This window comes from Yersinia massiliensis (assembly GCF_003048255.1).
GTDB classification, from domain to species: Bacteria; Pseudomonadota; Gammaproteobacteria; order Enterobacterales; family Enterobacteriaceae; genus Yersinia; species Yersinia massiliensis_A.
This window is the reverse complement of record NZ_CP028487.1, coordinates 3246794-3269240: the sequence shown is the minus strand read 5'-3', so window position 1 is coordinate 3269240 and position 22447 is coordinate 3246794. Positions and strand designations below refer to the sequence as shown.

Sequence of the window (22447 nt, the reverse complement as noted above, 5' to 3'; positions counted from 1 at the left end):
GCGTGATGAGCAGGGATGCGAATAAAGCCGTCCGTCAGCCGAAACGATGAGTGAGGGAACCTGCAAAGCAGGCAAGCGATGCGTGCGCAAGCGCGGGTATCCAAAGGGGCCACGCTCATGGCCCATTTGGCGGTTGAGGCATCAGAGCTAAGGAGAACACTGAAGCAATAACAACCGAACCGATCACTAAACTAAAAAAGCCCCTCCTAAGAGGGGCCACAAACAAACAAAAAATCAAACCTTAATTTAACCCCAAGGCCTTCTTCACCCCATCACCATAATCCGGATGAACCTGACTAAACAACGCAACCTGACGGCGTTGAATCTCTTCCGGCACCTGTGATAACTCACCGGCAATACGGGCAAACATCCGCTGATGCTCTTCTGCACTCAGCAAATTAAACAGCGCCCTTGGTTGGGAGAAATAATCGGTATCTTCACGGTGATTCCAGTGATCCGCCGCACCTTCTAACGTCAATGGTGGCTCGCTAAAATCAGGCTGCTCTTGGAACAGGCCAAAACTGTTTGGCTCGTAAGTCGCACCATTACCACTGTTACCGTCAACCCGCATTGCGCCATCACGATGGTAATTGTGGAACGGACATTTCGCACTGTTCACCGGAATTTGATGATGGTTCACGCCCAAACGATAGCGTGCAGCATCACCGTAGGAGAACAGACGGCCTTGCAACATACGGTCAGGAGAGAAACTGACACCTGGCACTACGTTGGCAGGGTTGAAAGAGGCTTGTTCAACTTCAGCAAAATAGTTTTCTGGATTGCGGTTTAGCTCGAAGAAACCCACATCAATCAGTGGATAGTCACCGTGTGGCCACACTTTAGTCAAATCAAATGGGTTATACGGCGTCTGGGAGGCTTCATGCTCAGGCATCACCTGAATTTGTAGGTTCCAACGTGGGAAGTCGCCATGCTCAATGGCTTCGTACAAATCACGCTGGGAACTTTCACGATCCATACCAACCAGTTTTTCAGCCTCGTCATCCATAAGATTTTCAATGCCTTGCTGGCAGCGGAAATGGAACTTAACCCAGAAACGCTCATTGTTGGCATTGATAAAGCTGAAGGTATGGCTGCCGAAACCATGCATATGACGATAGGACTTCGGTAGGCCACGGTCACTGAAATCGATGGTGAGCTGGTGTAGTGATTCTGGCAGTTGGGAGAAGAAATCCCATTTATAGATAGGGTTACGCAAGTTAGTACGTGGATCGCGTTTAACGACGTGGTTCAGGTCAGGGAATTTTAGCGGGTCACGTAAATAGAACACTGGCGTATCATTACCGACTAAATCCCAGTTGCCTTCCTCGGTATAATATTTCATGGCAAAGCCGCGGATATCACGTTCTGCATCAGCAGCGCCACGTTCACCGGCGACTGTCGAGAAGCGAACAAACATCTCGGTTTGCTTGCCAATTTCAGCGAAAATTTTTGCTCGAGTGTATTTTGTGATGTCATGAGTGACGGTAAACGTTCCGTGAGCACCCGAACCTTTCGCATGCATACGGCGCTCAGGGATCACTTCACGGTCAAAGTGGGCCAGCTTCTCCAGGAACCAAACATCTTGCAGAAGCATGGGGCCACGGCGACCAGCCGTCACGACATTATTATTATCAACAACGGGCGCGCCCGCTGCAGTGGTTAATCCTTTCTTTTTGCTCATCATTCTCTCCATTATTGCTATTGAATTGACTGATTTCTCGGGTGCTCAAAAGCATTAGATTTCGTCAAAAGCCTGATTGACAAGATAATAATTTAAACAACAACCGGGGGTCATTCATTGATCTCCACACTAGTTGTAGCTTTATTGCGGCCATTCAGCAAATAGGTACGCCTTATCATTACCATTGTTAACATAAAGGGCTTCTATCAAATGGATATTTACAATCATTTGAAATACTGCGCTATTTATTCGCTTTTTCCGTGTGTTTAAGGTGTTTTTTTTCGGTTAAACTCGACGCAGGGAAACCTGTTAGCTGGGATTAGCTCACGGGTGACATCATGAATAATGAGAGAATAATATGAATAAGCATTTAATCGCCTGTGCTGCGGGTCTGTTGTTTGTGGCCGGTTCTGCCAGTGCTGTGAGTTTTAACGCTGAAACAGGGCGTCATTACACCAACTTAGGTTTTGGTCTAGGGACAAATACTGGCGGTTTGGCGATCAGTGGCAACTGGGCGCGCAGTGACCATGACGGTGATATCTATGGGATGGGGTTAGGTTTTAATCTCCCTATTGGCCCGATGATGGCGACCGTAGGCGGTAAAGGCATTTATATGTCACCAGAAGATGGTAGTAGCGGCGGCGCTGTCGCCATTGGTGGTGGATTAACGTACCCAATCAACAAATCTTTCACCCTGTATGGTGAAGGCTATTTCTCACCAGAAGAGCTAACCAGTGGCATGAAATCCTATAGCGAAGCTAACGGCGGCGTGCGCTGGAATGTTTTCCGTCCACTGACTGTTGATGTCGGCTACCGCTATATCAATATGGAAGGCAAAGACGGCAAACGCGATAACCGTGTCGCAGATGGGGTTTACATCGGCGCGGGCTTAAACTTCTAATGATTGCCTTGGCTGCGTGGGGAGTTAGCGGCGCTAATAACGTTAGATGAACATGCCAGATAGTTTCTGATGAATGAATAAGGGCGCTCTAGAGGCGCCCTTATTATTGATGAAAACCGATTTAACTATTTAACTATCCGACTGCCGGTAATGCGCCGGTGACAATACCGACCTGAATGCCAATCACCACCACACCGCAAGCAAATACCGCCGCCAGTGCAGGTTTCCCACCCCAGACACGATAATGACCTTGATGGATTTTACGGGCTTTCCACGCCAGCATTGCCGGCAGAATTAAGGCTAAAACCGACAACGCAACGGCGGCAAACCCCAGCGCCATAATAAAACCGCGAGGGTAGAACAGCGCAAATAGCAGGGGAGGTGTAAATGTAATCACACCCGTTTGTAGGCGGCCACGGACTGAGTTACGGCGCTTAAACAAATCGGCCAGATAATCAAACAGCCCCAATGCCACCCCCAGAAACGAGGTCGCGAGCGCTAAGTCAGCAAAGAGGTGAACGGCTAACTCAACGTGGGGCGAGGCGACAACATCGCGCACAGCTTGCAATAAACCGTTTAGCCCCGCTTGTTGGGCTAGGATCCCGACAAAGGTATGAGACGATATCGCTCCTAGCGTGGTCAACTGCCAGAAGATATAAGCAATCAGTGGGATTGCACTGCCGATGATAAACACCCAACGTAGCTTACGGATATTGCCGCCCATATAATTGACGATGCTCGGCACACTGCCATGGAAGCCAAATGAGGTAAAAATAACGGGTATGGCAGACAGCGCCAGCCCTTGCTCCAGCGGCAGCGTTAATAAATTGGTCTTTTCAATGTGTGGCATCATCAGAGCCAACATCGCAATCAAGAAGATAATTTTGGCGCTAAATAAGATGCGATTGAAAAGGTCGACTGAATGGGTGCCGATGCAAACGACGCCGCCGGCCACTACCGTGAACAGCAATACCCCGAGCGAGGTGGGGAATGACTGTTGCGTCCATTGACTGATACTGGTTGCCAATAACTCACCTGCACCGCTGATATAGGCGGCAGTGAGTGCATACATCAAAAACATCATGCTGAAACCGGTGAGCCACTGCCCCCGATTGCCAAGATAGCGCTTCGCTAGGGTGCCAAGCCCCGTATCTGCCGCCTCATGTTGATAAACTTCAACCAACAATAAAGCGGTGTAACACATTAATATCCAAAGAGAAATTAGCATCGCAAGGGTGACACCAAAACCCACACCTGCGGCCGCCAACGGCATCGCTAACATTCCTGCACCAATCGTCGTGCCTGCAACGATAAATATACTGCCCAGAGTGCGATTCTTCACGCTTTCCTCTACTACATAACATTTTATTGGAATTATTGAGTGCAGCAGGGTAGTGGATTGGCCTGTTTGTGTCAAATCACCGTTACGACTTATGTAAAGATATCGTTACGAATTTTTGGCAGGGTAAAATAGCATCTTTGATGTGGTTATTTATTCCGCCTGACGGGAAATGATTGTGTTTAGAGGTTGGGATTCATAAAGTGGTTCTTATGGGGATCAACGGAGAAAAAAATGATTAGAGTTGAGATGTTGAGTACCGGAGATGAAGTGCTGCATGGGCAGATTATTGATACTAACGCGGCGTGGTTGGCGGATTACTTATTTAATCAGGGATTGCCAATCAGCAGTCGGGAAACCGTGGGTGATTCACTCTCAGCACTGATCGAGGTGCTAACAGAACGGAGCCAAGTTGCCGATGTATTGATTGTGAACGGTGGGCTTGGGCCAACCAGTGATGACCTGAGCGCTTTAGCCGCGGCGCGTGCTGCGGGCACCGAGCTGATTGAGCATCCAGAGTGGATTGCACGCATGGAGGCCTTCTTTCAGGAACGTGGCCGGGTGATGTCATCGACTAACCGCAAGCAGGCTCATATTCCAGCCAATGCAGAAATGCTGGATAACCCCGTCGGTACGGCTTGTGGATTCGCATTAAAGCTAAATAAATGCCTGATGTTTTTCACCCCAGGCGTGCCGTCAGAATTCAAAGTGATGGTAGAGCAACAGATCATGCCGCGTTTGCATCAACACTTTGATGTGGCTGAGCCTCCTTTATGCTTACGTATGACGACTTTTGGTCGGTCAGAAAGTGACTTAGCGCTCGAGCTTGAGCCGCTACCGCTGCCTGAAGGCGCGGTAATCGGTTATCGTTCATCTGCTCCTATTATTGAACTGAAGCTGACTGGCCCTGCGTCGGCGAAGTCCGAGATGGAACAGGTGTGGCAACAGGTTAGGGAGATTGTGGGTGACAGCGCGATATTTGAAGGCACTCAGGGTTTACCGGCATGGTTAGCGGAGCAATTAACGCAACGTGGCTTGCTGCTGGCCGTGAGCGAGCAATTTACTGGCGGGTTGATGCATTGGCAGTTACAGAGCGCGGCTGTGCCGCTGGTGGGCGGCGAACTGCTACCTGCGCACTGTCAGGAGCCATTGACTGAGGTGGCCAGCCGCGCGCAATCATTATCGATGTTGTGTGGGGCGCAATTGGTGCTCGCAGTGAGTGCGATGCAAAATGATTGTTTGAGTGTCGCCTTGCACACACCTGAGGGAACATTTGCCCAGACGATTCGTTATCAGGCGAGTCGCCACGGGTTACGGGTTCGTCAGGAGAGCAGTGCCATGCTGGCGTTGGATATGTTGCGCCGTTGGCTAAAAGGTCGCCCTGTTTGTGGGCAACACGGCTGGCTGGAAGTGATTGAGATTTTGTAGTGAAAGCAACTCGGCCTTAATAAAAAAGGCACCAAAATTAATCGGTGCCTTTTATGTCCAATTTAGACGTTGTATAGGTTTATACGCCCACTAGACTGCCCCATTATCCGCCTATTTTAATCTTGCGTTATGAGCGACTATTTCACCACTGCGTTTCTGACTTCTTCGCCCGCTTCCCAAATACGGTATTTCACGTCCACGCCTTGTGGCACATACACCACAATCGGTAGGCGGCTATTATAGCGCTGCATGGCGGCATCGCCGAGGTTAGCGGCGATAAATTGCGGGTGACGGCTATTATCTGGGCACGCCATCATGGTTGAAGCAGGCTCAGATATCTTATCCATCACCAGATAGTCGAAGCCCCAACCTGATAAGGTTCTGGTTTCCAGATTACCGCCAAGCATATGGCGATTACAGTCAACTTCTAACGTTTTCCCGATCAGCAATTCCACTTTGAAACGTGTTTCATCTTGCTGCGGCTCAAGGAAGATGACCTGCCGAGTCATGCCTTTATCAGGTGCTGGGTAAGGCGCGATTTTCTCTAGTGGTTGCTGCTGATTAAGCGGCTTTGGTGTCTCTGCCAGTGCGCTAGCGGAGGTTGCCATAAACAAGCAGGCGGCTAAGATTGTTTTTGTGTTCATCTGTTATCCCTATGAAGAACCGTGAGTTAAAGCTCGATTTCAATATCACCCAGCGGCTGGCAGCAGCAGGGCAGGATTTCGTTTGGCTGAATAAACGCCAAGGGTTGCTGTGAATAGCACACTTCCCCTTTGAGTAAGCGCAAGCGGCAAGAGCCACAATAGCCCGAGCGGCATTGGTACTCAATCTGCACCTGATGGCGCTCGAGGGTTTCCAGCAAATTGCAGCTATCCGCAGGACAACTAAGTTGAGCGCCGGTATGGCTTAGCGTCACAGTCATGCGGTTTTGCAAGAGACGACCATCAGGCTGCTGACTATTTTGACTCAGCCCATCCCTATATTTACTGGACATCAATGTCATGGCTTACAGCTCAAAATCACTCAGATCATCGGCGTTGATTTCAGAATCAATCTGACCCACCAAATAGGAACTGACTTCAACTTCTTGCGGAGCCACTTGCACGTTATCAGATACGAGCCAAGAGTTGATCCATGGAATGGGGTTAGTGCGGGTGTTAAACGGTACACCAAGGCCCACGGCCTGCATGCGAATATTAGTAATATATTCAACGTATTGGCACAGGATTTCTTTATTCAAACCAATCATGGAACCGTCACGGAACAGATATTCAGCCCACTCTTTTTCTTGTTGTGCCGCCAAGACGAATAAGTCGTAGCACTGTTGCTGGCACTCTTCAGCAATTTCAGCCATCTCTGGATCGTCTTCACCGGAGCGCATCAAATTAAGAATATGCTGGGTGCCGGTCAGATGAAGAGCTTCATCGCGGGCGATCATTTTGATGATTTTGGCGTTGCCTTCCATCAGTTCGCGCTCAGCAAAGGCAAATGAGCAGGCAAAACTGACGTAGAAACGAATTGCTTCAAGCGCATTGACGCTCATCAAACACAGATAAAGCTGTTTTTTCAATTCGCGCAGATTGACCACGACTGTTTTACCGTTGACCTGATGGGAGCCTTCACCCAGCAGATGGTAGTAACTTGTCATTTCAATCAGATCGTCATAATACGCGGAGATATCTTTTGCGCGCTTGAGGATCTCTTCGTTGGTCACGATATCATCGAAAACGATGGATGGATCGTTAACGATATTACGAATGATGTGCGTGTAAGAACGAGAGTGAATGGTTTCAGAGAACGACCAAGTTTCGACCCAAGTTTCTAACTCCGGAATTGAAATCAGCGGCAATAAAGCCACGTTCGGGCTGCGGCCCTGAATGGAGTCCAGCAAGGTTTGATATTTCAGATTGCTGATAAAAATGTGTTTCTCGTGCTCAGGCAGTGCGTTGTAATCGATGCGATCACGTGAGACGTCAATCTCTTCTGGACGCCAGAAGAAAGAGAGCTGTTTCTCAATCAGTTTTTCGAATATAGCGTGTTTTTGCTGATCGAAACGCGCCACGTTGACGCTTTGACCAAAGAACATGGGTTCGAGTAACTGATTGTTTTTATTCTGTGAAAAAGTGGTATAGGCCATGATTTCCTCAGGGGGAGAAAAGGGCAAATGAAGAAAGGCCCTTATGCCTGCTTACTGGATATTGCCGGAGATGATCTACCATACCCAGTAAGAAGGGATAAAAATCAAAATGAATCATCCACCGGCGGGGGCGTATTGACACGCCTCACGCCGGTGGATGGCCAGAATGCTAAATCAGATCTTACATGCACCGCCTTCGCAGTCGTCGTCACCCGGCTGGCTTTGAATATCTTCCTGCACATCATCAGCACCGTCGCGGGTGTTTTGATAGTAAAGGGTTTTGACGCCAAACTTATAGGTAGTCAGCAAGTCTTTCAACAACTGCTTCATCGGTACTTTACCGGATGGGAAGCGGGTTGGATCGTAATTGGTATTCGCTGAAATCGCCTGATCAACGAATTTCTGCATCAAGCCGACCAGTTGCAGGTAACCGTCGTTATTCGGCATATCCCACAGCAATTCGTAAGCCTCTTTCAGGCGCTCATACTCAGGGACAACCTGACGCAGAATACCATCTTTGGACGCTTTGATGCTGACATAACCGCGCGGCGGCTCAATGCCGTTGGTGGCATTGGAGATTTGCGATGAAGTCTCAGATGGCATCAACGCAGACAACGTTGAGTTACGCAGGCCATGGGTCTGAATGTCTTTACGCAGCGTTTCCCAGTCGTAATGCAAAGGTTCGTCGCTGATGGTATCCAAATCTTTTTTGTAGGTATCGATCGGCAAAATACCCTGTGAATAAGTGGTTTCGTTAAACCACTGGCAAGCCCCTTGCTCACGGGCCAGCGCGTTTGAGGCTTTCAACAAGTAATATTGAATCGCTTCAAAAGTGCGGTGAGTCAGGTTATTTGCGCTGCCATCAGAATAACGCACGCCGTTCTTCGCCAGATAGTAAGCAAAGTTAATCACACCGATACCCAAGGTACGGCGGCCCATGGCACCACGTTTTGCCGCTGCGATAGGGTAATCTTGATAATCGAGCAATGCATCCAGCGCGCGAACGGCCAGAACTGCCAAGTCTTCTAAATCATCTAGGCTATCGATGGCGCCTAAGTTGAATGCTGACAATGTGCAGAGTGCGATTTCACCGTTCTCGTCGTTGATGTCATTCAACGGCTTAGTCGGCAACGCTATTTCCAGACACAGGTTTGACTGGCGTACCGGCGCAATCTTCGGATCAAATGGGCTATGCGTATTGCAGTGATCCACGTTCTGAATATAGATGCGGCCAGTAGAGGCGCGCTCTTGCATCATCAGAGAGAAAAGCTCAACTGCTTTTACACGTTGCTTACGGATACTGCTGTCTTGCTCATATTTGACATAAAGGCGCTCGAACTCGTCCTGATCGGCAAAGAACGCGTCATATAGCCCTGGAACATCGGACGGGCTGAACAGGGTGATATCTTCGCCTTTCACCAAACGCTGATACATCAGTTTGTTGATTTGTACGCCGTAATCCATATGACGAACGCGGTTGCCTTCAACCCCACGGTTGTTTTTCAGCACCAGCAGGCTTTCAACTTCTAGATGCCACATTGGGTAGAATAATGTCGCTGCACCACCACGCACGCCGCCCTGAGAACAGGATTTTACCGCCGTCTGGAAGTGTTTGTAGAACGGGATACAGCCAGTATGGAAGGCTTCACCACCACGAATTGGGCTACCCAGTGCACGGATACGGCCCGCATTGATACCGATACCAGCACGTTGCGACACATATTTCACGATGGCGCTGGACGTCGCATTGATAGAATCCAGACTGTCACCGCACTCAATCAATACGCAAGAACTGAACTGGCGGGTAGGGGTACGAACGCCAGACATAATCGGCGTTGGCAGCGAAATTTTAAACGTCGAAATGGCATCATAGAAACGCTTGATGTAATCCATCCGTGTTTCGCGTGGGTAGCCCGAGAACAGGCAAGCAGAAACCAGCATGTACAGGAATTGGGCACTTTCATAGATCTCGCCGCTGACACGGTTTTGTACCAGATACTTGCCTTCTAACTGCTTAACCGCAGCGTAAGAGAAGTTCATGTCGCGCCAATGGTCGATGAAAGTGTCCATCTGTTCGAAATCGTCTGCGGTGTAATCTTCCAGCAGATGTTTGTCGTATTTACCCATTTCCACCATCTTCGTCACATGGGCGAAGAGTTTTGGTGGTTCAAACTGGCCGTAGGCTTTTTTACGCAGATGGAAAATCGCCAGACGCGCGGCTAAATATTGATAATCTGGCGCGTCACGGGAGATCAGATCTGCTGCGGCTTTGATGATGGTTTCATGGATATCGGCCGTTTTAATACCATCATAAAACTGAATGTGCGAACGCAATTCTACTTGAGATACTGAGACGTTATGCAAACCTTCCGCAGCCCAGTCGATGACGCGGTGGATTTTATCCAAATTGATGCGCTCTTTGCTGCCATCACGTTTAGTAACAAGTAGACTTTGGTTCATGTGATCTTTTACCTTCCATGTGTTCATGTCCTGTTAACCATGCCAATAGCACGCTGAATTATCAGACAGCGAGTAGTGTCATTGTTCAGTATGTAAACACAATATATAGGGGGTGGGTGTTGGTTAGATAACAAGATAGTGAGTATTGTATCTTTTAGCAAGTGAACAAGATCGGATAATTGTGTGGATAACTTGGGGGTGAATTGTTACGAAATGCTCTCAGGCTGCGCCATGACTGGCGCTTACCTCCCTGTGATCTAGGGGATAAGATTTTACTGAAAATCTTAAAAATTTGATCGTTTGACGGTTTATTAAACATTAGAAAAAAACAGTATTACTTATCGCTTTTATTGCTTAAAAAAACCGTTTCTGCTCGATTTTCTGCTTGACGGTGTATAAAGTCATAAATGGGTACATCTTAGCGTCACTCATGAGCCCGTATTTGAACCATGGGACAAACATCATTGGCGCTACGATTTGGCGCAAGAGCGCCAATGATGAAGGTCAATTACTGGCTGTCTCGCTGAGTATGTACCATGTAGTTGACATCGACGTTACGGCCCAGCTTAAAGTGGTCTGTCAGCGGATTGTAGTGCAACCCGATAATGTGGCGTTCCAGCAATGAGGTTTTATCCACCCAGCCGATGAGTTCTGAAGGGCGAATAAACTTTTTCGAATCATGAGTGCCTTTCGGTACCATTTTCAGAACGTATTCCGCGCCGACGACAGCCATCAACCAAGATTTGGTATTACGATTAATGGTTGAAAAGAACACATGCCCACCCGGCTTGACCAATTGCGCGCAGGCACGGATAACGGAAGCCGGATCGGGTACGTGCTCAAGCATCTCCATACAGGTCACGACATCGTAATGTTGCGGGTATTTTTCTGCATGATGCTCCACCGTTTCTTGCACATAATCCAGTTTGGCACCGGTTTCCAGCGCATGCAGACGAGCCACTTGCAAGGGTTCATAGCCCATATCCAACCCTGTGACGTTTGCGCCTTCATGTGCCATGCTTTCTGCCAGAATACCGCCACCGCAACCGACGTCTAATACGTTCTTACCGAAGATGCCGCCGGAGCGCTGCAAAATATAGTCCAGACGCAGGGGATTAATACGATGGAGAGGCTTAAACTCACCTTCCAAATCCCACCAGCGGGAAGCAACGGCTTCAAATTTAGCGATCTCTTGCTCGTCGACATTATGATGAGGAGTCGGGGTCTCTGCGCGCATGAAGAATTCTCACTGTTCTGTTTCTTTGCGCGGATTATACATGTTCCCTATCAATAGGGGCAGTTTTGTGTCTATGACTGAGGTGTCCTGCAGTTTGTCCCGAGCATCAGGGAGATTGTCGCTAGCGTAATGTAGTTTCGCCAAAATTTGGGTTTTGTGATATAGTTTCGTACCTTTAAATCCGGTAATTAGTAGAGGGATAGCGGCTCAATGAGCGACCTTGCCAGAGAAATAACACCGGTCAACATCGAGGAAGAGCTGAAAAGCTCCTATCTGGATTATGCGATGTCCGTTATTGTCGGACGTGCTTTACCAGATGTCCGGGATGGACTGAAGCCGGTTCACCGTCGCGTACTGTTCGCGATGAATGTACTGGGCAATGACTGGAATAAACCATACAAAAAATCGGCCCGTGTAGTTGGGGACGTTATCGGTAAATATCACCCGCATGGTGACAGCGCGGTCTACGACACAATCGTGCGTATGGCCCAGCCGTTCTCACTGCGATATATGCTGGTGGATGGGCAGGGTAACTTCGGTTCCGTTGATGGCGACTCCGCCGCAGCGATGCGTTATACCGAAATCCGTATGTCTAAAATTGCTCACGAATTGTTAGCGGATTTAGAAAAAGAAACCGTCGACTACGTGCCAAACTACGATGGCACTGAGCAGATCCCTGCCGTTATGCCTACGCGCATCCCTAACCTATTGGTGAATGGTTCGTCAGGTATCGCCGTCGGGATGGCAACCAATATTCCGCCACATAACCTTTCTGAGGTTATTGATGGCTGTTTGGCTTACATCGAAGATGAAAACATCAGCATCGAAGGGCTGATGGAGTATATCCCTGGGCCAGACTTCCCCACTGCTGCGATAATCAATGGTCGTCGTGGTATCGAAGAAGCCTATCGTACTGGCCGTGGCAAGGTATATATCCGTGCCCGTGCTGAAGTTGAAGCTGACGCAAAAACGGGCCGTGAAACTATCATTGTTCACGAGATCCCGTATCAGGTGAATAAGGCGCGGTTGATTGAAAAAATCGCCGAGCTGGTAAAAGAAAAGCGTGTTGAAGGCATCAGCGCGTTACGTGATGAGTCGGATAAAGACGGCATGCGTATCGTGATTGAAATCAAACGCGATGCGGTCGGTGAAGTGGTGCTCAACAACCTCTATTCACTAACGCAATTGCAGGTGACTTTCGGTATCAATATGGTGGCTCTGTCTCAAGGGCAGCCTAAATTGCTTAATCTGAAGGACATTCTGGTCGCCTTTGTGCGCCATCGCCGTGAAGTGGTGACACGCAGGACTATTTTTGAACTGCGTAAAGCACGTGATCGCGCGCATATCCTTGAAGCGCTAGCCATTGCATTGGCTAACATCGATCCGATTATCGAATTGATTCGCCGTGCAGCGACGCCAGCGGAAGCCAAAGCGGGCTTGATTGCTAGCCCGTGGGAGTTAGGTAACGTTGCGGCCATGTTGGAACGCGCCGGTAATGATGCTGCTCGCCCAGAATGGCTTGAAGCAGAATTCGGTATTCGCGATGGCAAGTATTACCTCACCGAGCAACAGGCTCAGGCGATTTTGGATCTGCGTTTGCAGAAACTGACTGGCCTAGAGCATGAAAAACTGCTGGATGAGTATAAAGAGCTGCTGACCTTAATTGGTGAACTGATCTTTATTCTGGAAAACCCAGAGCGCTTGATGGAAGTGATCCGCGAAGAGCTAGTGGCGATTAAAGAGCAGTATAACGATGCACGTCGTACTGAAATCACCGCTAATACCTCTGATATCAACATCGAAGATCTGATTAATCAGGAAGATGTGGTTGTGACGTTATCCCATCAGGGTTACGTCAAATATCAACCGCTGACGGATTACGAAGCTCAGCGCCGTGGTGGTAAAGGCAAATCGGCCGCGCGTATCAAAGAAGAAGACTTCATTGATCGTCTGCTGGTTGCCAACACCCACGATACCATTTTGTGCTTCTCCAGCCGTGGCCGCCTCTATTGGATGAAGGTCTATCAGTTGCCGGAAGCCAGCCGTGGCGCACGTGGTCGCCCGATCGTCAACTTGTTGCCGCTTGAGCCGAATGAGCGTATCACCGCTATTCTGCCAGTACGGGAATACGAAGAAGGTCGCCACATCTTTATGGCTACCGCCAGTGGTACTGTGAAGAAAACCGCATTGACCGAGTTCAGCCGCCCACGCAGTGCCGGTATTATTGCCGTTAATCTGAACGAAGGCGATGAGCTGATTGGCGTGGATCTGACGGATGGCAGCAACGAAGTGATGCTGTTCTCTGCATTGGGCAAAGTGGTTCGCTTCCCAGAAACGCAGGTTCGTTCGATGGGCCGTACCGCGACGGGTGTCCGTGGTATCAACCTTAATGGCGATGATCGAGTTATCTCTCTGATTATCCCTCGTGGTGATGGCGAAATCTTAACCGTGACTGAAAACGGTTACGGTAAACGTACTGCGGTGGAAGAATATCCAACGAAGTCCCGTGCGACTCAGGGGGTTATCTCCATTAAAGTCAGTGAGCGTAATGGTAAGGTTGTCGGTGCTGTTCAGGTCGCACCAACCGATCAAATCATGATGATTACTGATGCTGGCACCTTGGTTCGTACTCGCGTGTCGGAAGTGAGCATTGTGGGTCGTAATACCCAAGGTGTGACGCTTATCCGTACTGCGGAAGATGAGCATGTGGTCGGTCTGCAACGTGTCGCAGAACCTGAAGAGGATGATGACATCCTAGAAGGTGAATCTTTGGAAGGTGAAGAGGGCGGTGATGAAAACACCACACCTAACGCGCCAGAAGACGATTCTGATGCCGACGCTGAAGATGACAATGCATAACGCACAGTCACTAAGCTAAAAGAACGAAAACAAAAGCCAGCCGTCGTGCTGGCTTTTTTATGTGTTATGGGTAGTGTATTCTGTCAACCACGCAGCCTCTCCGGCGATGCTCGACCAGGTATCAGTTTGAAATATCTTTCTTCATTTCGCACGACACTAAAAATCTCCCGCTACCTCTTTCGGGTATTGGCTATCATGCTATGGTCGCTGGGAGCATTACTGACGACATTTTATCTCCTGAACATTTTGAATGAGAAAAAATCTGATATTCGTCAGGAGTATAATACTAACTTTGAGTTGGCACAGAGCTTCTTCAGACACTCTTCAGACATTATCCGTGATATTAAGTATATGGCAGAGAACAGGTTAAAGCATGACACCGCGAGCAGTGATATTGCGTCGGGTGCGTTCATCAAAAATAAAACAGCCCCCAAATTTTACCCCCTCAATCAAGATGCAGATTGTGCGGCACTCAGTTCATCTCGCTACTCGTCACTAAACTCACTCAGCAATCTTATCCTGTTTTGGAAAGAAAACTTTGCTGCTGCATATGATCTCAACCGCATTTTCTTTATTGGCAGCGACACATTGTGCATGGTGGATTTCGATATTCGTAGCACGCCAATGGACCAAGAAAATCTACTTAAGTCATTGAATGAACATATCTTAAGCTATAAGGATGCGGACAATCAGGATAAAGATGACGCGTTTTATTGGGTGGTTCCTGGGGTTCGCCCTGAGATTGGTACACTGTATGTTTTTAGCCCGCTTTATGTGGGCAACAAATTAGAAGCGTTTATTGGTACTGAACAAACGATTCGCCTAGAAGATTTTATTTCTTCTGGGCCGCTACCGATCGGTGTGACCTTGCTGGATCAGGATAATGTGCCTGTTTTGCAGTTGGCCACAGGTGAGCGTCATGCTTCAATATTGGATAACTACCCCGATAGCGCCTCTTATTTTGGCTATGTTGATGATTATAATGATCTAATTCTGAAAAAGAATTTGCTGCCTTCAACGCTAAGCATCACTTATTCTTTACCCGTCAAAACGATCATCGAAACAATTAAATTATTGATTTTCAATGCAATACTGCTAAATATTCTTTCTGCGGTGGTGATTTTCACTTTAGCTTGGTTGTTTGAGCGGAAAATGTTCCACCCCGCGGAAGATAACGCCTTGAGGCTGGAAGAGCATGAGCAGTTCAACCGTAAAATTGTGGCCTCAGCCCCTGTGGGGATTTCTATCCTGCGTATCAGTGATGGAACCAATATTCTGAGTAATGAGTTAGCGCATAACTATATTAATTTGCTAACAAATGAGGACCGAGAACGTATTACGCGAATAATCTGTGAGCAGCAGGCGAATTTTGTCGATGTGATGACCAGTAATAATAATAATCTGCAAATTAGCTTTGTTCACTCTCGCTACCGCAATGAGGATGTGGCCATTTGTGTACTGGTGGATGTCAGTTCACGCGTCAAAATGGAAGAGTCATTGCAAGAGATGGCCGCAGCAGCAGAACAGGCCAGTCAATCAAAATCGATGTTTTTGGCCACAGTTAGCCATGAGTTGCGTACCCCGCTCTACGGGATCATTGGTAACCTTGATTTGTTGCAAACCAAAGAACTCCCTCATGGAGTTGAGCGGTTGGTGACAGCGATGAATAACTCCTCTGGCTTATTACTGAAAATCATCAGTGACATACTCGACTTCTCTAAAATTGAATCTGAACAACTGAAAATTGAGCCAAGTGAATTTTCTACCGTCGAAGTGATAACGCACATCTCTGCAAATTACCTACCCTTGGTGGTGAAAAAACAACTAGGGTTGTACTGCTTTATTGAGCCTAATGTGCCACGAATGATGATGGGTGATCCGGTTCGCCTGCAGCAAGTTATTTCTAACTTACTGAATAACGCTATTAAATTTACCGATACCGGCTGCATCATCCTACAAGTGCGGGTTCGCGGTGATTATTTGGAGTTTAGGGTTCGAGATACAGGGGTAGGGATTAATTCGCGCGAGGTAAATCAGCTTTTTGATCCCTTCTTCCAGAGCGGTACAGGTGTACAGCGTCACTTCCAAGGGACCGGTTTAGGCTTAGCTATTTGTGAGAAACTGATCAACTTGATGGACGGGGATGTTGAAGTAGTTTCTGAACTGGGGATGGGCAGTATTTTTGCCTTCCGACTTCCCCTTTATTTAGCCGAGAATCGGTCTCAAGCCAATAGTACCGTGTTGCCGCAGAGTGATCGTTGGCAAGGAAAAACAGTATGGTTGGATATTCGTAATGCGCGCTTGGAGCAATATTTATCTGATCTACTGGGCCATTTTGGTGCGACAGCACGGCGTTACAGCTTTGATGAGTCTTTGGGCAACCAAGTGTTGGTTTGTGATTACTTACCACAAATTAGCGCACCCTCATCGACATGGATTCAACTATCCATTGAACATATCGGCTTACCGCAAGAGACACGCCCAGGTTATTGGTTGTTGAGCTCGTCTACGCTGCTCGAAATTATTCCACTACTGGATCGCATTTTGTTGGAAGGGCTCCAAGTAGTCGAAAATACAACATTACAGTTACCCGTACCGAAAGCCAATCAGGATGATAATGCGGATATGCATATTCTGGTGGTGGATGATCACCCAATCAATCGTCGGTTACTGGCTGATCAGCTCACCGCATTAGGTTATCAGGTCATGACCGCGAACGATGGGCTGGATGCGTTAGCAGTGCTAAGTGGTAATCACATCGATATCGTGCTGACAGACGTCAATATGCCGAATATGGATGGTTATCGTCTTACTCAGCGTATAAGACAGTTGAATCAACATTTGCCAGTGATTGGCGTCACCGCAAATGCATTAGCGGAAAGTAAGCAGCGTTGCCTTGAAGCCGGTATGGATAACTGCTTATCTAAGCCTGTTACCCTAGATACATTGCGGCAGATGATGCGGTATTACGGTGATAAGGTTCGGCGCTCACGCTAAACCCTTCGTCCTTGGCGCTACAGCGGTGTTAGCGGCACTCGCTCACCCGAATCACTTACATGAGTAAGCTCATCGGGATTCACTTGCTTGCTGCCTTGCTGTATCGGCAATGACTTTGGGTTATCAATGTAGAGTGACAGCGCTCACGCTAAACCCTTCGTCCTTGGCACTACAGCGGTGTTAGCGGCACTCGCTCACCCGAATCACTTACATGAGTAAGCTTATCGGGATTCACTTGCTTGCTGCCTTGCTGTATCGGCAATGACTTTGGGTTATCAATGTAGAGTGACAGCGCTCACGCTGAACCCTTCGTCCTTGGCGCTACAGCGGTGTTAGCATGGGGATAATATTAGGAATGAAAAAGATTAATTAATAACCTGAATGAATAGGTGAGGGGAAATAAATGAACCCAGTACTGCGAACAACACTGGGTTTAGGAAACACTATTCTTCTTTATTAACCTGACTGATCGTGACAGATGAAAGATAGTTCAGCAGGGCAATATCATTATCGACGCCTAGTTTCAGCATCGCTGATTTCTTCTGACTACTAATAGTTTTTATACTACGATTAAGTTTTCTCGCTATCTCGGTCACTAAGAAACCTTCAGCAAATAACCGCAATACTTCACTTTCTTTAGGTGACAAACGCTTATCACCGTAGCCATTAGCACTAATCTTCTCGAGCAATTTGGCGACACTTTCAGGGGTGAATTTCTTCCCTTTCTGTAATGCTGCCAAAGCTTTAGGTAAATCAGCTGGAGCACCTTGCTTTAATACAATCCCATCAATATCTAAGTCCAACACGGAACTGAGAATAGCGGGGTTATTATTCATTGTGAGAACAATTATGGCTAAATCAGGATAATGACGTTTTATATATTTTATCAGTGTGATGCCATCGCCATACTTGTCTCCAGGCATGGAAAGGTCGGTAATTAACACGTTGGCATCAAGCTTAGACAAATTGTTAATCAGTGATGTTGAGTCTTCAAATTCCCCAACAACGTTGACCCATTCAATTTGTTCCAGTGACTTTCGGATGCCAAACAAAACAATTGGATGGTCATCAGCAATAATTACATTAAGGTTGTTCATGTTTATGGGTTACCTTGCTGCAACAGTCTGGTGACGAAAGAATCAATTTGACTGATGCTATTTTCGATCTTCAACCGATCGCCATCTGCGATATGCTGTTCTAATGTTTCACATAGCTGCTTGCCGAGTACCAGGTTCAACATAGCAAATACGCCTTTCAATCGATGTGCAGTCTGCGAAAGCGATATGAAATCACGTTGCTGAACTTCAGTATACAGTTTCTTCAGATCTACCGGTACTGTCTCAACGAATAAGGAATAATAGTCGCTGGATTTTAGTTGTTGCTCATAGACACTTATATCATCTTCAGCAATAGTATCAGGCTCTTCCAGAGATTCATCTGATAAAATCCGTTGTTCGATTAATAATAATATTGCATCAATGACTGCGCTACCTAAATTATAATTTACCCGGATATAATTATCCTGCAACTGTTGTAAGCCAATTTCGTCTGATGTCAATAATAAAGTATAGTTTTCATAATGTTGTGAATTATCCGTTAAGGTAACATCGTAATCTCTACCCGGTAGGCGATCATCAGCAATAATACAGCTAGCACCAAACGAACTCAATAATGTGGTGATGATCGAACGGACTTCCTCTGAGGTGATATCTAATAACGCGGTGACGCCATCTAATAATTTCTCTTGCTCTTCTTCTTGCAAATTATCGACAGCCATAGTTACGCGGATGGTATAACGTGTACCTATATCGATTTTACTGCGAATCTCTAATTGGCCGTTTAACTTCCTACATAATTGGTTACATAAAAAGAACGTCAACCCTGAGCCGTGATTGTATCTGTCGACCAGTGTTTGGCTGAGGAAAGGATAATTTAGATTACTGATCTCTTCATCCGATATACCGACACCTGTATCTGTTATCTGAATAATCAGTTGTTCTGGGTGCTCTGGTTCATGGCTAACATTGAGTGTAATTTTACCGTAATCAGTCGTAATAATGGAATAATGGAGTAACAGCGAAATTATTTTACGCAATACATTCTCATCACCCGTGTAATTCTGATCAATATCGGCACTGTAGTGATTAAAGAGCGTTAGTCCTTTCTGATTTATTGCGGGTAATGTTTCTAACAGCAGGGCATCGATTAATGCAGAGAGAGAGAACGTACGTTGCTCTGGCTGCCAATCTTGCGTTTCCAAGCGTGTGAGCAGGGTGATGTTATCAATCAATTCGATGATGGCATCAGATTGCGTAATCAATTGGGATGTCAGTGTCTGCTGCTGCTGTGAGTCAGTCGTGCTGCGTAGCGTATGAGCAATTTGATTCAGTGTATTAACCGGCTGATTCAACTCAATGCCTAAATTATGCAGCATCAGTTTTCTGGCTTGCAGACTCTTGTCATATTCACGCCTTGCCTGTTGCAGTTTTTTATTCACTAAGACCTCTTTATCCTGATCATGGAGCAGGAAGAGGTAGGTTTCCGGTGAAATTTGGCTGCGGAACATACGGATTTCATACACTTCGTTATTGACCGTGCCTTGAATCACACCATGGTGTTGTTCAGCCATATGCGCAATTTTTTGCAAATTAAGGTGCGGCATCAAATTATCCGCAATTTGATTACTGGCGATGACTGTATTGTTGTTGAAGTTATAGACCAATAAACCTTGAGGGAGACTGGCAATAATTTCTTGGCTCAGTGATTTCTGTGTTTCTAATTTATCAACGATGTCAGCACTAGGGCGAACGTATTGACGGCGAACAAAATAGATGCCCAGCACGGCTAAGACGAGTAGCAATATATTGCTGAGAATTAACCAGAAGTTGTTTTTCAGCAAGTCCATGGCTAATTGGTTAATGGGGACACGATAAACTATTTTCAGTGTGGCATTTGCTAACGGCGCGGAAAATTCTACCCAATAGCCATTGAGTGCCACACTCGCGGCGACAACCTCTTCAGTGGTCATGCCTTCATTGATGGGGGTTTTATCTTTTTGCAGTAAGAAGTTAGAACGCGCCATATTGGGCGGAATTAAGTCATTAATGGGCAGATCGAACGCGATAACCGTTGCTAAATGGCCAGGGTGATTAAAGGTGGTCCGTAGCGTGAAATAGTAGGCGTTCTGGAAACGTAATTTGCGTAGTGGCGAGAAACTCTCGCGCTCATCTAAGGTATTAGCCTGTTGTAACATTTCTGCCCGTCGGGATTCTGCTGCTACCGTCAGGTAACTTTCTTTAAACCGTGAAGTGACTTCTTTGAGTGCTTGAGTGGTGACCAATGTCAGGCTATTGTCTTGACCGTTGAGATAATACATTGAATAAGTGTCATTTTGTGATCCCCAATGGCTATCAAGATAGTCTGACATCGCTAGCGCCGTTGCCAGTGTTGCGGGGTCGTGGTTACCAAAAATGACCGTATCCGTTTTTCTGCGTGGCTTCTCGATATAGTAAATATCGGGGCGTAGACGGACTTCTTGCGCTGATAGAATAGCTTCATTAGCTAGCGCTGGATTATTCGCTAAATCATAGAGTTGGTAGGTGTGATAGCGATAATCATCGATACGTTGCTGCAAGCCGCTGGCGATATAAGTTAATGTGTGTTTCTTTTCTGTCAGATAAGCATTGGTATAGTTATAACCATACAGCCCAAAGGTGATGAGCAGTAATACGATAAACAGCCAGAAGTAGCGCGTTATCTTAGCTGAATGGGTAGATGGCGAGTTATTTTGCATAAAGAGACGGCATATTCCTGGGTTAGCGCGTAACGGCTCGGGCACTGGCAGTGACGGCCAGTAATAACAGTGCCACACAGCCAAAAGCGACCGATAAACTACTCAGTTGTGCAACAAAACCAATCACTGCGGGGCCAGCAAGTATACCGGCATAACCGATGGTGGTAATGGATGCCACCGCCAGATTGGCCGGCATTACGGTTTGGTTACCTGCTGCCGTGAACAAAATAGGCACCACATTTGATGCACCTAATCCCACGAGCATAAAACCAATAATCGCGGCAATGCTGCTATCAACACTTATTGCGGTGATAATCCCTATCGCAGCACACAGACTGCCCCCGAATAATACCTTATATCTGCCCAAGGCATTCACTATTCGGTCACCATTTAAGCGACCCAGTGTCATGGCGATCGCAAATACAGCATAGCCCATGCCAGCTTGTGCGGTTTCCATACCCCGTAATGTCGTCAGGAAAACAGCACTCCAGTCCAGCATTGAGCCTTCCGCGAGAAACATCACAAAACATAAAAAACCGATAAACATGACCCATCCACGTGGCCAAACAAATAGTGGGCCATCATGAGGAGCACCGCTGCCTTGTAATAGGTTTTTATTGGCGCTTAGCAACAGGATTATCATTAATGCTACCGCCGCTAATATTGCCATCAGTGGCGTAAGGCCTAGCCACAGTAACGCGCTGACACCACCCGCACCGGCAATGCCGCCGACACTAAATAGCCCATGGAAACCTGACATCATCGCGCGGCCACTGGCTTTCTCAACGATCACCGCCTGAATATTCATCGCGACATCGATGATACCCATCGCCGCCCCAAAAACTAACAACGCCAAGGCCATCGTTAGTGGGGTACTCATTACTGCTAGTAAGGGAAGATCGAGGCACAATACGGCACCCGCCAGTAAAATCACGGCTCGGCATCCCCATTTTGCAGTGAGTACACCCGTTAGGGGCATTGCCATCATCGATCCAACGCCAATACACAGCAGCAGTAAGCCCAGCGACGCGTCATTAAGAGCGATACGTTCCTTAGCAAATGGTACCAACGGTGCCCAAGCAGCCATACCTAATCCGGCGACAAAGAATGCTAGTCGAGTCGAGATTTGCTGTGGGACACCAGGTTGCATAGTTTGTCGATGTTCTGATTGTTGGTTGATCGATTGTTGATTAAGGGGCTGTTGGCGTATTTCGCTGCTCATGACGTATTAGAATCTGTGATTGGAGTAAACGATCAATAAAGAACGATCAATATAGACTGATGTTTCTATCACAAAGCGAAATGCGGGTCGAAGGGATTTATCTGATTAGCGGAATAATCGACGACTTAATTCCCTGTTATCTGCTCAGGAATCAATATCGCTTAAATATTAAACAATGGAGAATTAAGCCAACACATTCAAAAATCTGAACTATGGTGAGCATTAATTTGACTTAAGGAAAGGCGATAGAAATGCATTTACATTAATAATGTTAATATTTATCGATTATTGAGACGCAAGGTTATTCAGTGTGAAACATCATGTTACATTGAGCTAATTTTCAATAAAAATTAATTTTTATCAACTGATTGCATGTTAAATGTTTGGCTTAAA

The 22447-nt window shown here is 47.0% G+C and carries 14 protein-coding genes; 4 read left to right on the top strand and 10 right to left on the bottom strand.

Annotation, left to right across the window (positions count from 1 at the left end):
* Positions 1-241 precede the first annotated feature (241 nt).
* The gene (locus DA391_RS15160; RefSeq protein ID WP_172986940.1) at positions 242-1681 is read right to left on the bottom strand and encodes a catalase; all 1440 of its coding nucleotides are present in this window, start codon (positions 1679-1681) and stop codon (positions 242-244) included.
* Between the two features lie 358 nt (positions 1682-2039).
* On the opposite strand from DA391_RS15160, the gene DA391_RS15155 reads away from it, so the two are divergent.
* Positions 2040-2582 carry a YfaZ family protein gene (locus DA391_RS15155; RefSeq protein WP_050081342.1) on the top strand — a complete coding sequence of 181 codons (543 nt, stop codon included), beginning with the start codon at positions 2040-2042 and terminating at the stop codon, positions 2580-2582.
* Positions 2583-2715: 133 nt separating this feature from the next.
* Here the strand turns inward: DA391_RS15155 and tyrP are convergent, their stop codons facing one another.
* Positions 2716-3924 (bottom strand): tyrosine transporter TyrP, encoded by a 1209-nt coding sequence (gene tyrP / locus DA391_RS15150; protein WP_050081343.1) that lies wholly within the window; start codon positions 3922-3924, stop codon positions 2716-2718.
* A gap of 231 nt (positions 3925-4155) precedes the next feature.
* Here tyrP and DA391_RS15145 point away from each other — a divergent pair, with 231 nt between their 5' ends.
* Positions 4156-5349 (top strand): nicotinamide mononucleotide deamidase-related protein YfaY, encoded by a 1194-nt coding sequence (locus DA391_RS15145; protein WP_108087926.1) that lies wholly within the window; start codon positions 4156-4158, stop codon positions 5347-5349.
* A gap of 137 nt (positions 5350-5486) precedes the next feature.
* On the opposite strand, the gene eco is transcribed toward DA391_RS15145, so the two are convergent.
* From eco to ubiG, 5 genes are all read right to left on the bottom strand, one after another.
* A complete protein-coding gene (gene eco / locus DA391_RS15140; RefSeq protein WP_108087925.1) occupies positions 5487-5993 on the bottom strand; it encodes a serine protease inhibitor ecotin in 507 nt (168 codons plus the stop codon).
* Positions 5994-6019: 26 nt separating this feature from the next.
* Positions 6020-6271, bottom strand: coding sequence for a class I ribonucleotide reductase maintenance protein YfaE (gene yfaE, locus DA391_RS15135; protein ID WP_050081475.1), 252 nt, complete (start codon positions 6269-6271; stop codon positions 6020-6022).
* 84 nt (positions 6272-6355) lie between these two features.
* On the bottom strand, positions 6356-7486 hold the full coding sequence (gene nrdB / locus DA391_RS15130) for a class Ia ribonucleoside-diphosphate reductase subunit beta (RefSeq protein ID WP_019209359.1): 1131 nt from the start codon (positions 7484-7486) through the stop codon (positions 6356-6358).
* 174 nt (positions 7487-7660) lie between these two features.
* Positions 7661-9946, bottom strand: coding sequence for a class 1a ribonucleoside-diphosphate reductase subunit alpha (nrdA, locus tag DA391_RS15125; protein ID WP_050081345.1), 2286 nt, complete (start codon positions 9944-9946; stop codon positions 7661-7663).
* 508 nt (positions 9947-10454) lie between these two features.
* Complete coding sequence (ubiG, locus tag DA391_RS15120; RefSeq protein WP_050081346.1) at positions 10455-11183, bottom strand: bifunctional 2-polyprenyl-6-hydroxyphenol methylase/3-demethylubiquinol 3-O-methyltransferase UbiG; 729 nt, start codon at positions 11181-11183, stop codon at positions 10455-10457.
* Between the two features lie 210 nt (positions 11184-11393).
* Between ubiG and gyrA the strand changes: the two genes are divergently transcribed.
* Together gyrA and rcsC are read left to right on the top strand one after the other, a co-directional pair.
* On the top strand, positions 11394-14042 hold the full coding sequence (gene gyrA / locus DA391_RS15115) for a DNA topoisomerase (ATP-hydrolyzing) subunit A (RefSeq protein ID WP_050081347.1): 2649 nt from the start codon (positions 11394-11396) through the stop codon (positions 14040-14042).
* 126 nt (positions 14043-14168) lie between these two features.
* A complete protein-coding gene (gene rcsC, locus DA391_RS15110) occupies positions 14169-17039 on the top strand; it encodes a two-component system sensor histidine kinase RcsC (protein ID WP_108088289.1) in 2871 nt (956 codons plus the stop codon).
* A gap of 443 nt (positions 17040-17482) precedes the next feature.
* Here rcsC and rcsB read toward each other — a convergent pair whose 3' ends face one another.
* Genes rcsB through DA391_RS15095 form a run of 3 tightly spaced genes read right to left on the bottom strand, consistent with a single transcriptional unit; the run spans position 17483 to position 21982 of the window.
* Positions 17483-18136: a response regulator transcription factor RcsB gene (gene rcsB, locus DA391_RS15105; RefSeq protein ID WP_019209364.1), complete on the bottom strand. Its 654-nt coding sequence runs from the start codon at positions 18134-18136 to the stop codon at positions 17483-17485.
* 2 nt (positions 18137-18138) lie between these two features.
* On the bottom strand, positions 18139-20832 hold the full coding sequence (gene rcsD, locus DA391_RS15100) for a phosphotransferase RcsD (RefSeq protein ID WP_108087924.1): 2694 nt from the start codon (positions 20830-20832) through the stop codon (positions 18139-18141).
* 22 nt (positions 20833-20854) lie between these two features.
* Positions 20855-21982: an MFS transporter gene (locus tag DA391_RS15095; RefSeq protein ID WP_072084712.1), complete on the bottom strand. Its 1128-nt coding sequence runs from the start codon at positions 21980-21982 to the stop codon at positions 20855-20857.
* Positions 21983-22447 lie beyond the last annotated feature (465 nt).

Excerpts from the sequence above, each read along its gene's own strand:
- DA391_RS15160 (WP_172986940.1), bottom strand. The coding sequence starts at position 1,681 with ATGAGCAAAAAGAAAGGATTAACCACTGCAGCGGGCGCGCCCGTTGTT.
- DA391_RS15155 (WP_050081342.1), top strand. The coding sequence starts at position 2,040 with ATGAATAAGCATTTAATCGCCTGTGCTGCGGGTCTGTTGTTTGTGGCC.
- DA391_RS15145 (WP_108087926.1), top strand. The coding sequence starts at position 4,156 with ATGATTAGAGTTGAGATGTTGAGTACCGGAGATGAAGTGCTGCATGGG.
- eco (WP_108087925.1), bottom strand. The coding sequence starts at position 5,993 with ATGAACACAAAAACAATCTTAGCCGCCTGCTTGTTTATGGCAACCTCC.
- yfaE (WP_050081475.1), bottom strand. The coding sequence starts at position 6,271 with ATGACTGTGACGCTAAGCCATACCGGCGCTCAACTTAGTTGTCCTGCG.
- nrdB (WP_019209359.1), bottom strand. The coding sequence starts at position 7,486 with ATGGCCTATACCACTTTTTCACAGAATAAAAACAATCAGTTACTCGAA.
- nrdA (WP_050081345.1), bottom strand. The coding sequence starts at position 9,946 with ATGAACCAAAGTCTACTTGTTACTAAACGTGATGGCAGCAAAGAGCGC.
- ubiG (WP_050081346.1), bottom strand. The coding sequence starts at position 11,183 with ATGCGCGCAGAGACCCCGACTCCTCATCATAATGTCGACGAGCAAGAG.
- gyrA (WP_050081347.1), top strand. The coding sequence starts at position 11,394 with ATGAGCGACCTTGCCAGAGAAATAACACCGGTCAACATCGAGGAAGAG.
- rcsB (WP_019209364.1), bottom strand. The coding sequence starts at position 18,136 with ATGAACAACCTTAATGTAATTATTGCTGATGACCATCCAATTGTTTTG.
- rcsD (WP_108087924.1), bottom strand. The coding sequence starts at position 20,832 with ATGCAAAATAACTCGCCATCTACCCATTCAGCTAAGATAACGCGCTAC.
- DA391_RS15095 (WP_072084712.1), bottom strand. The coding sequence starts at position 21,982 with ATGCAACCTGGTGTCCCACAGCAAATCTCGACTCGACTAGCATTCTTT.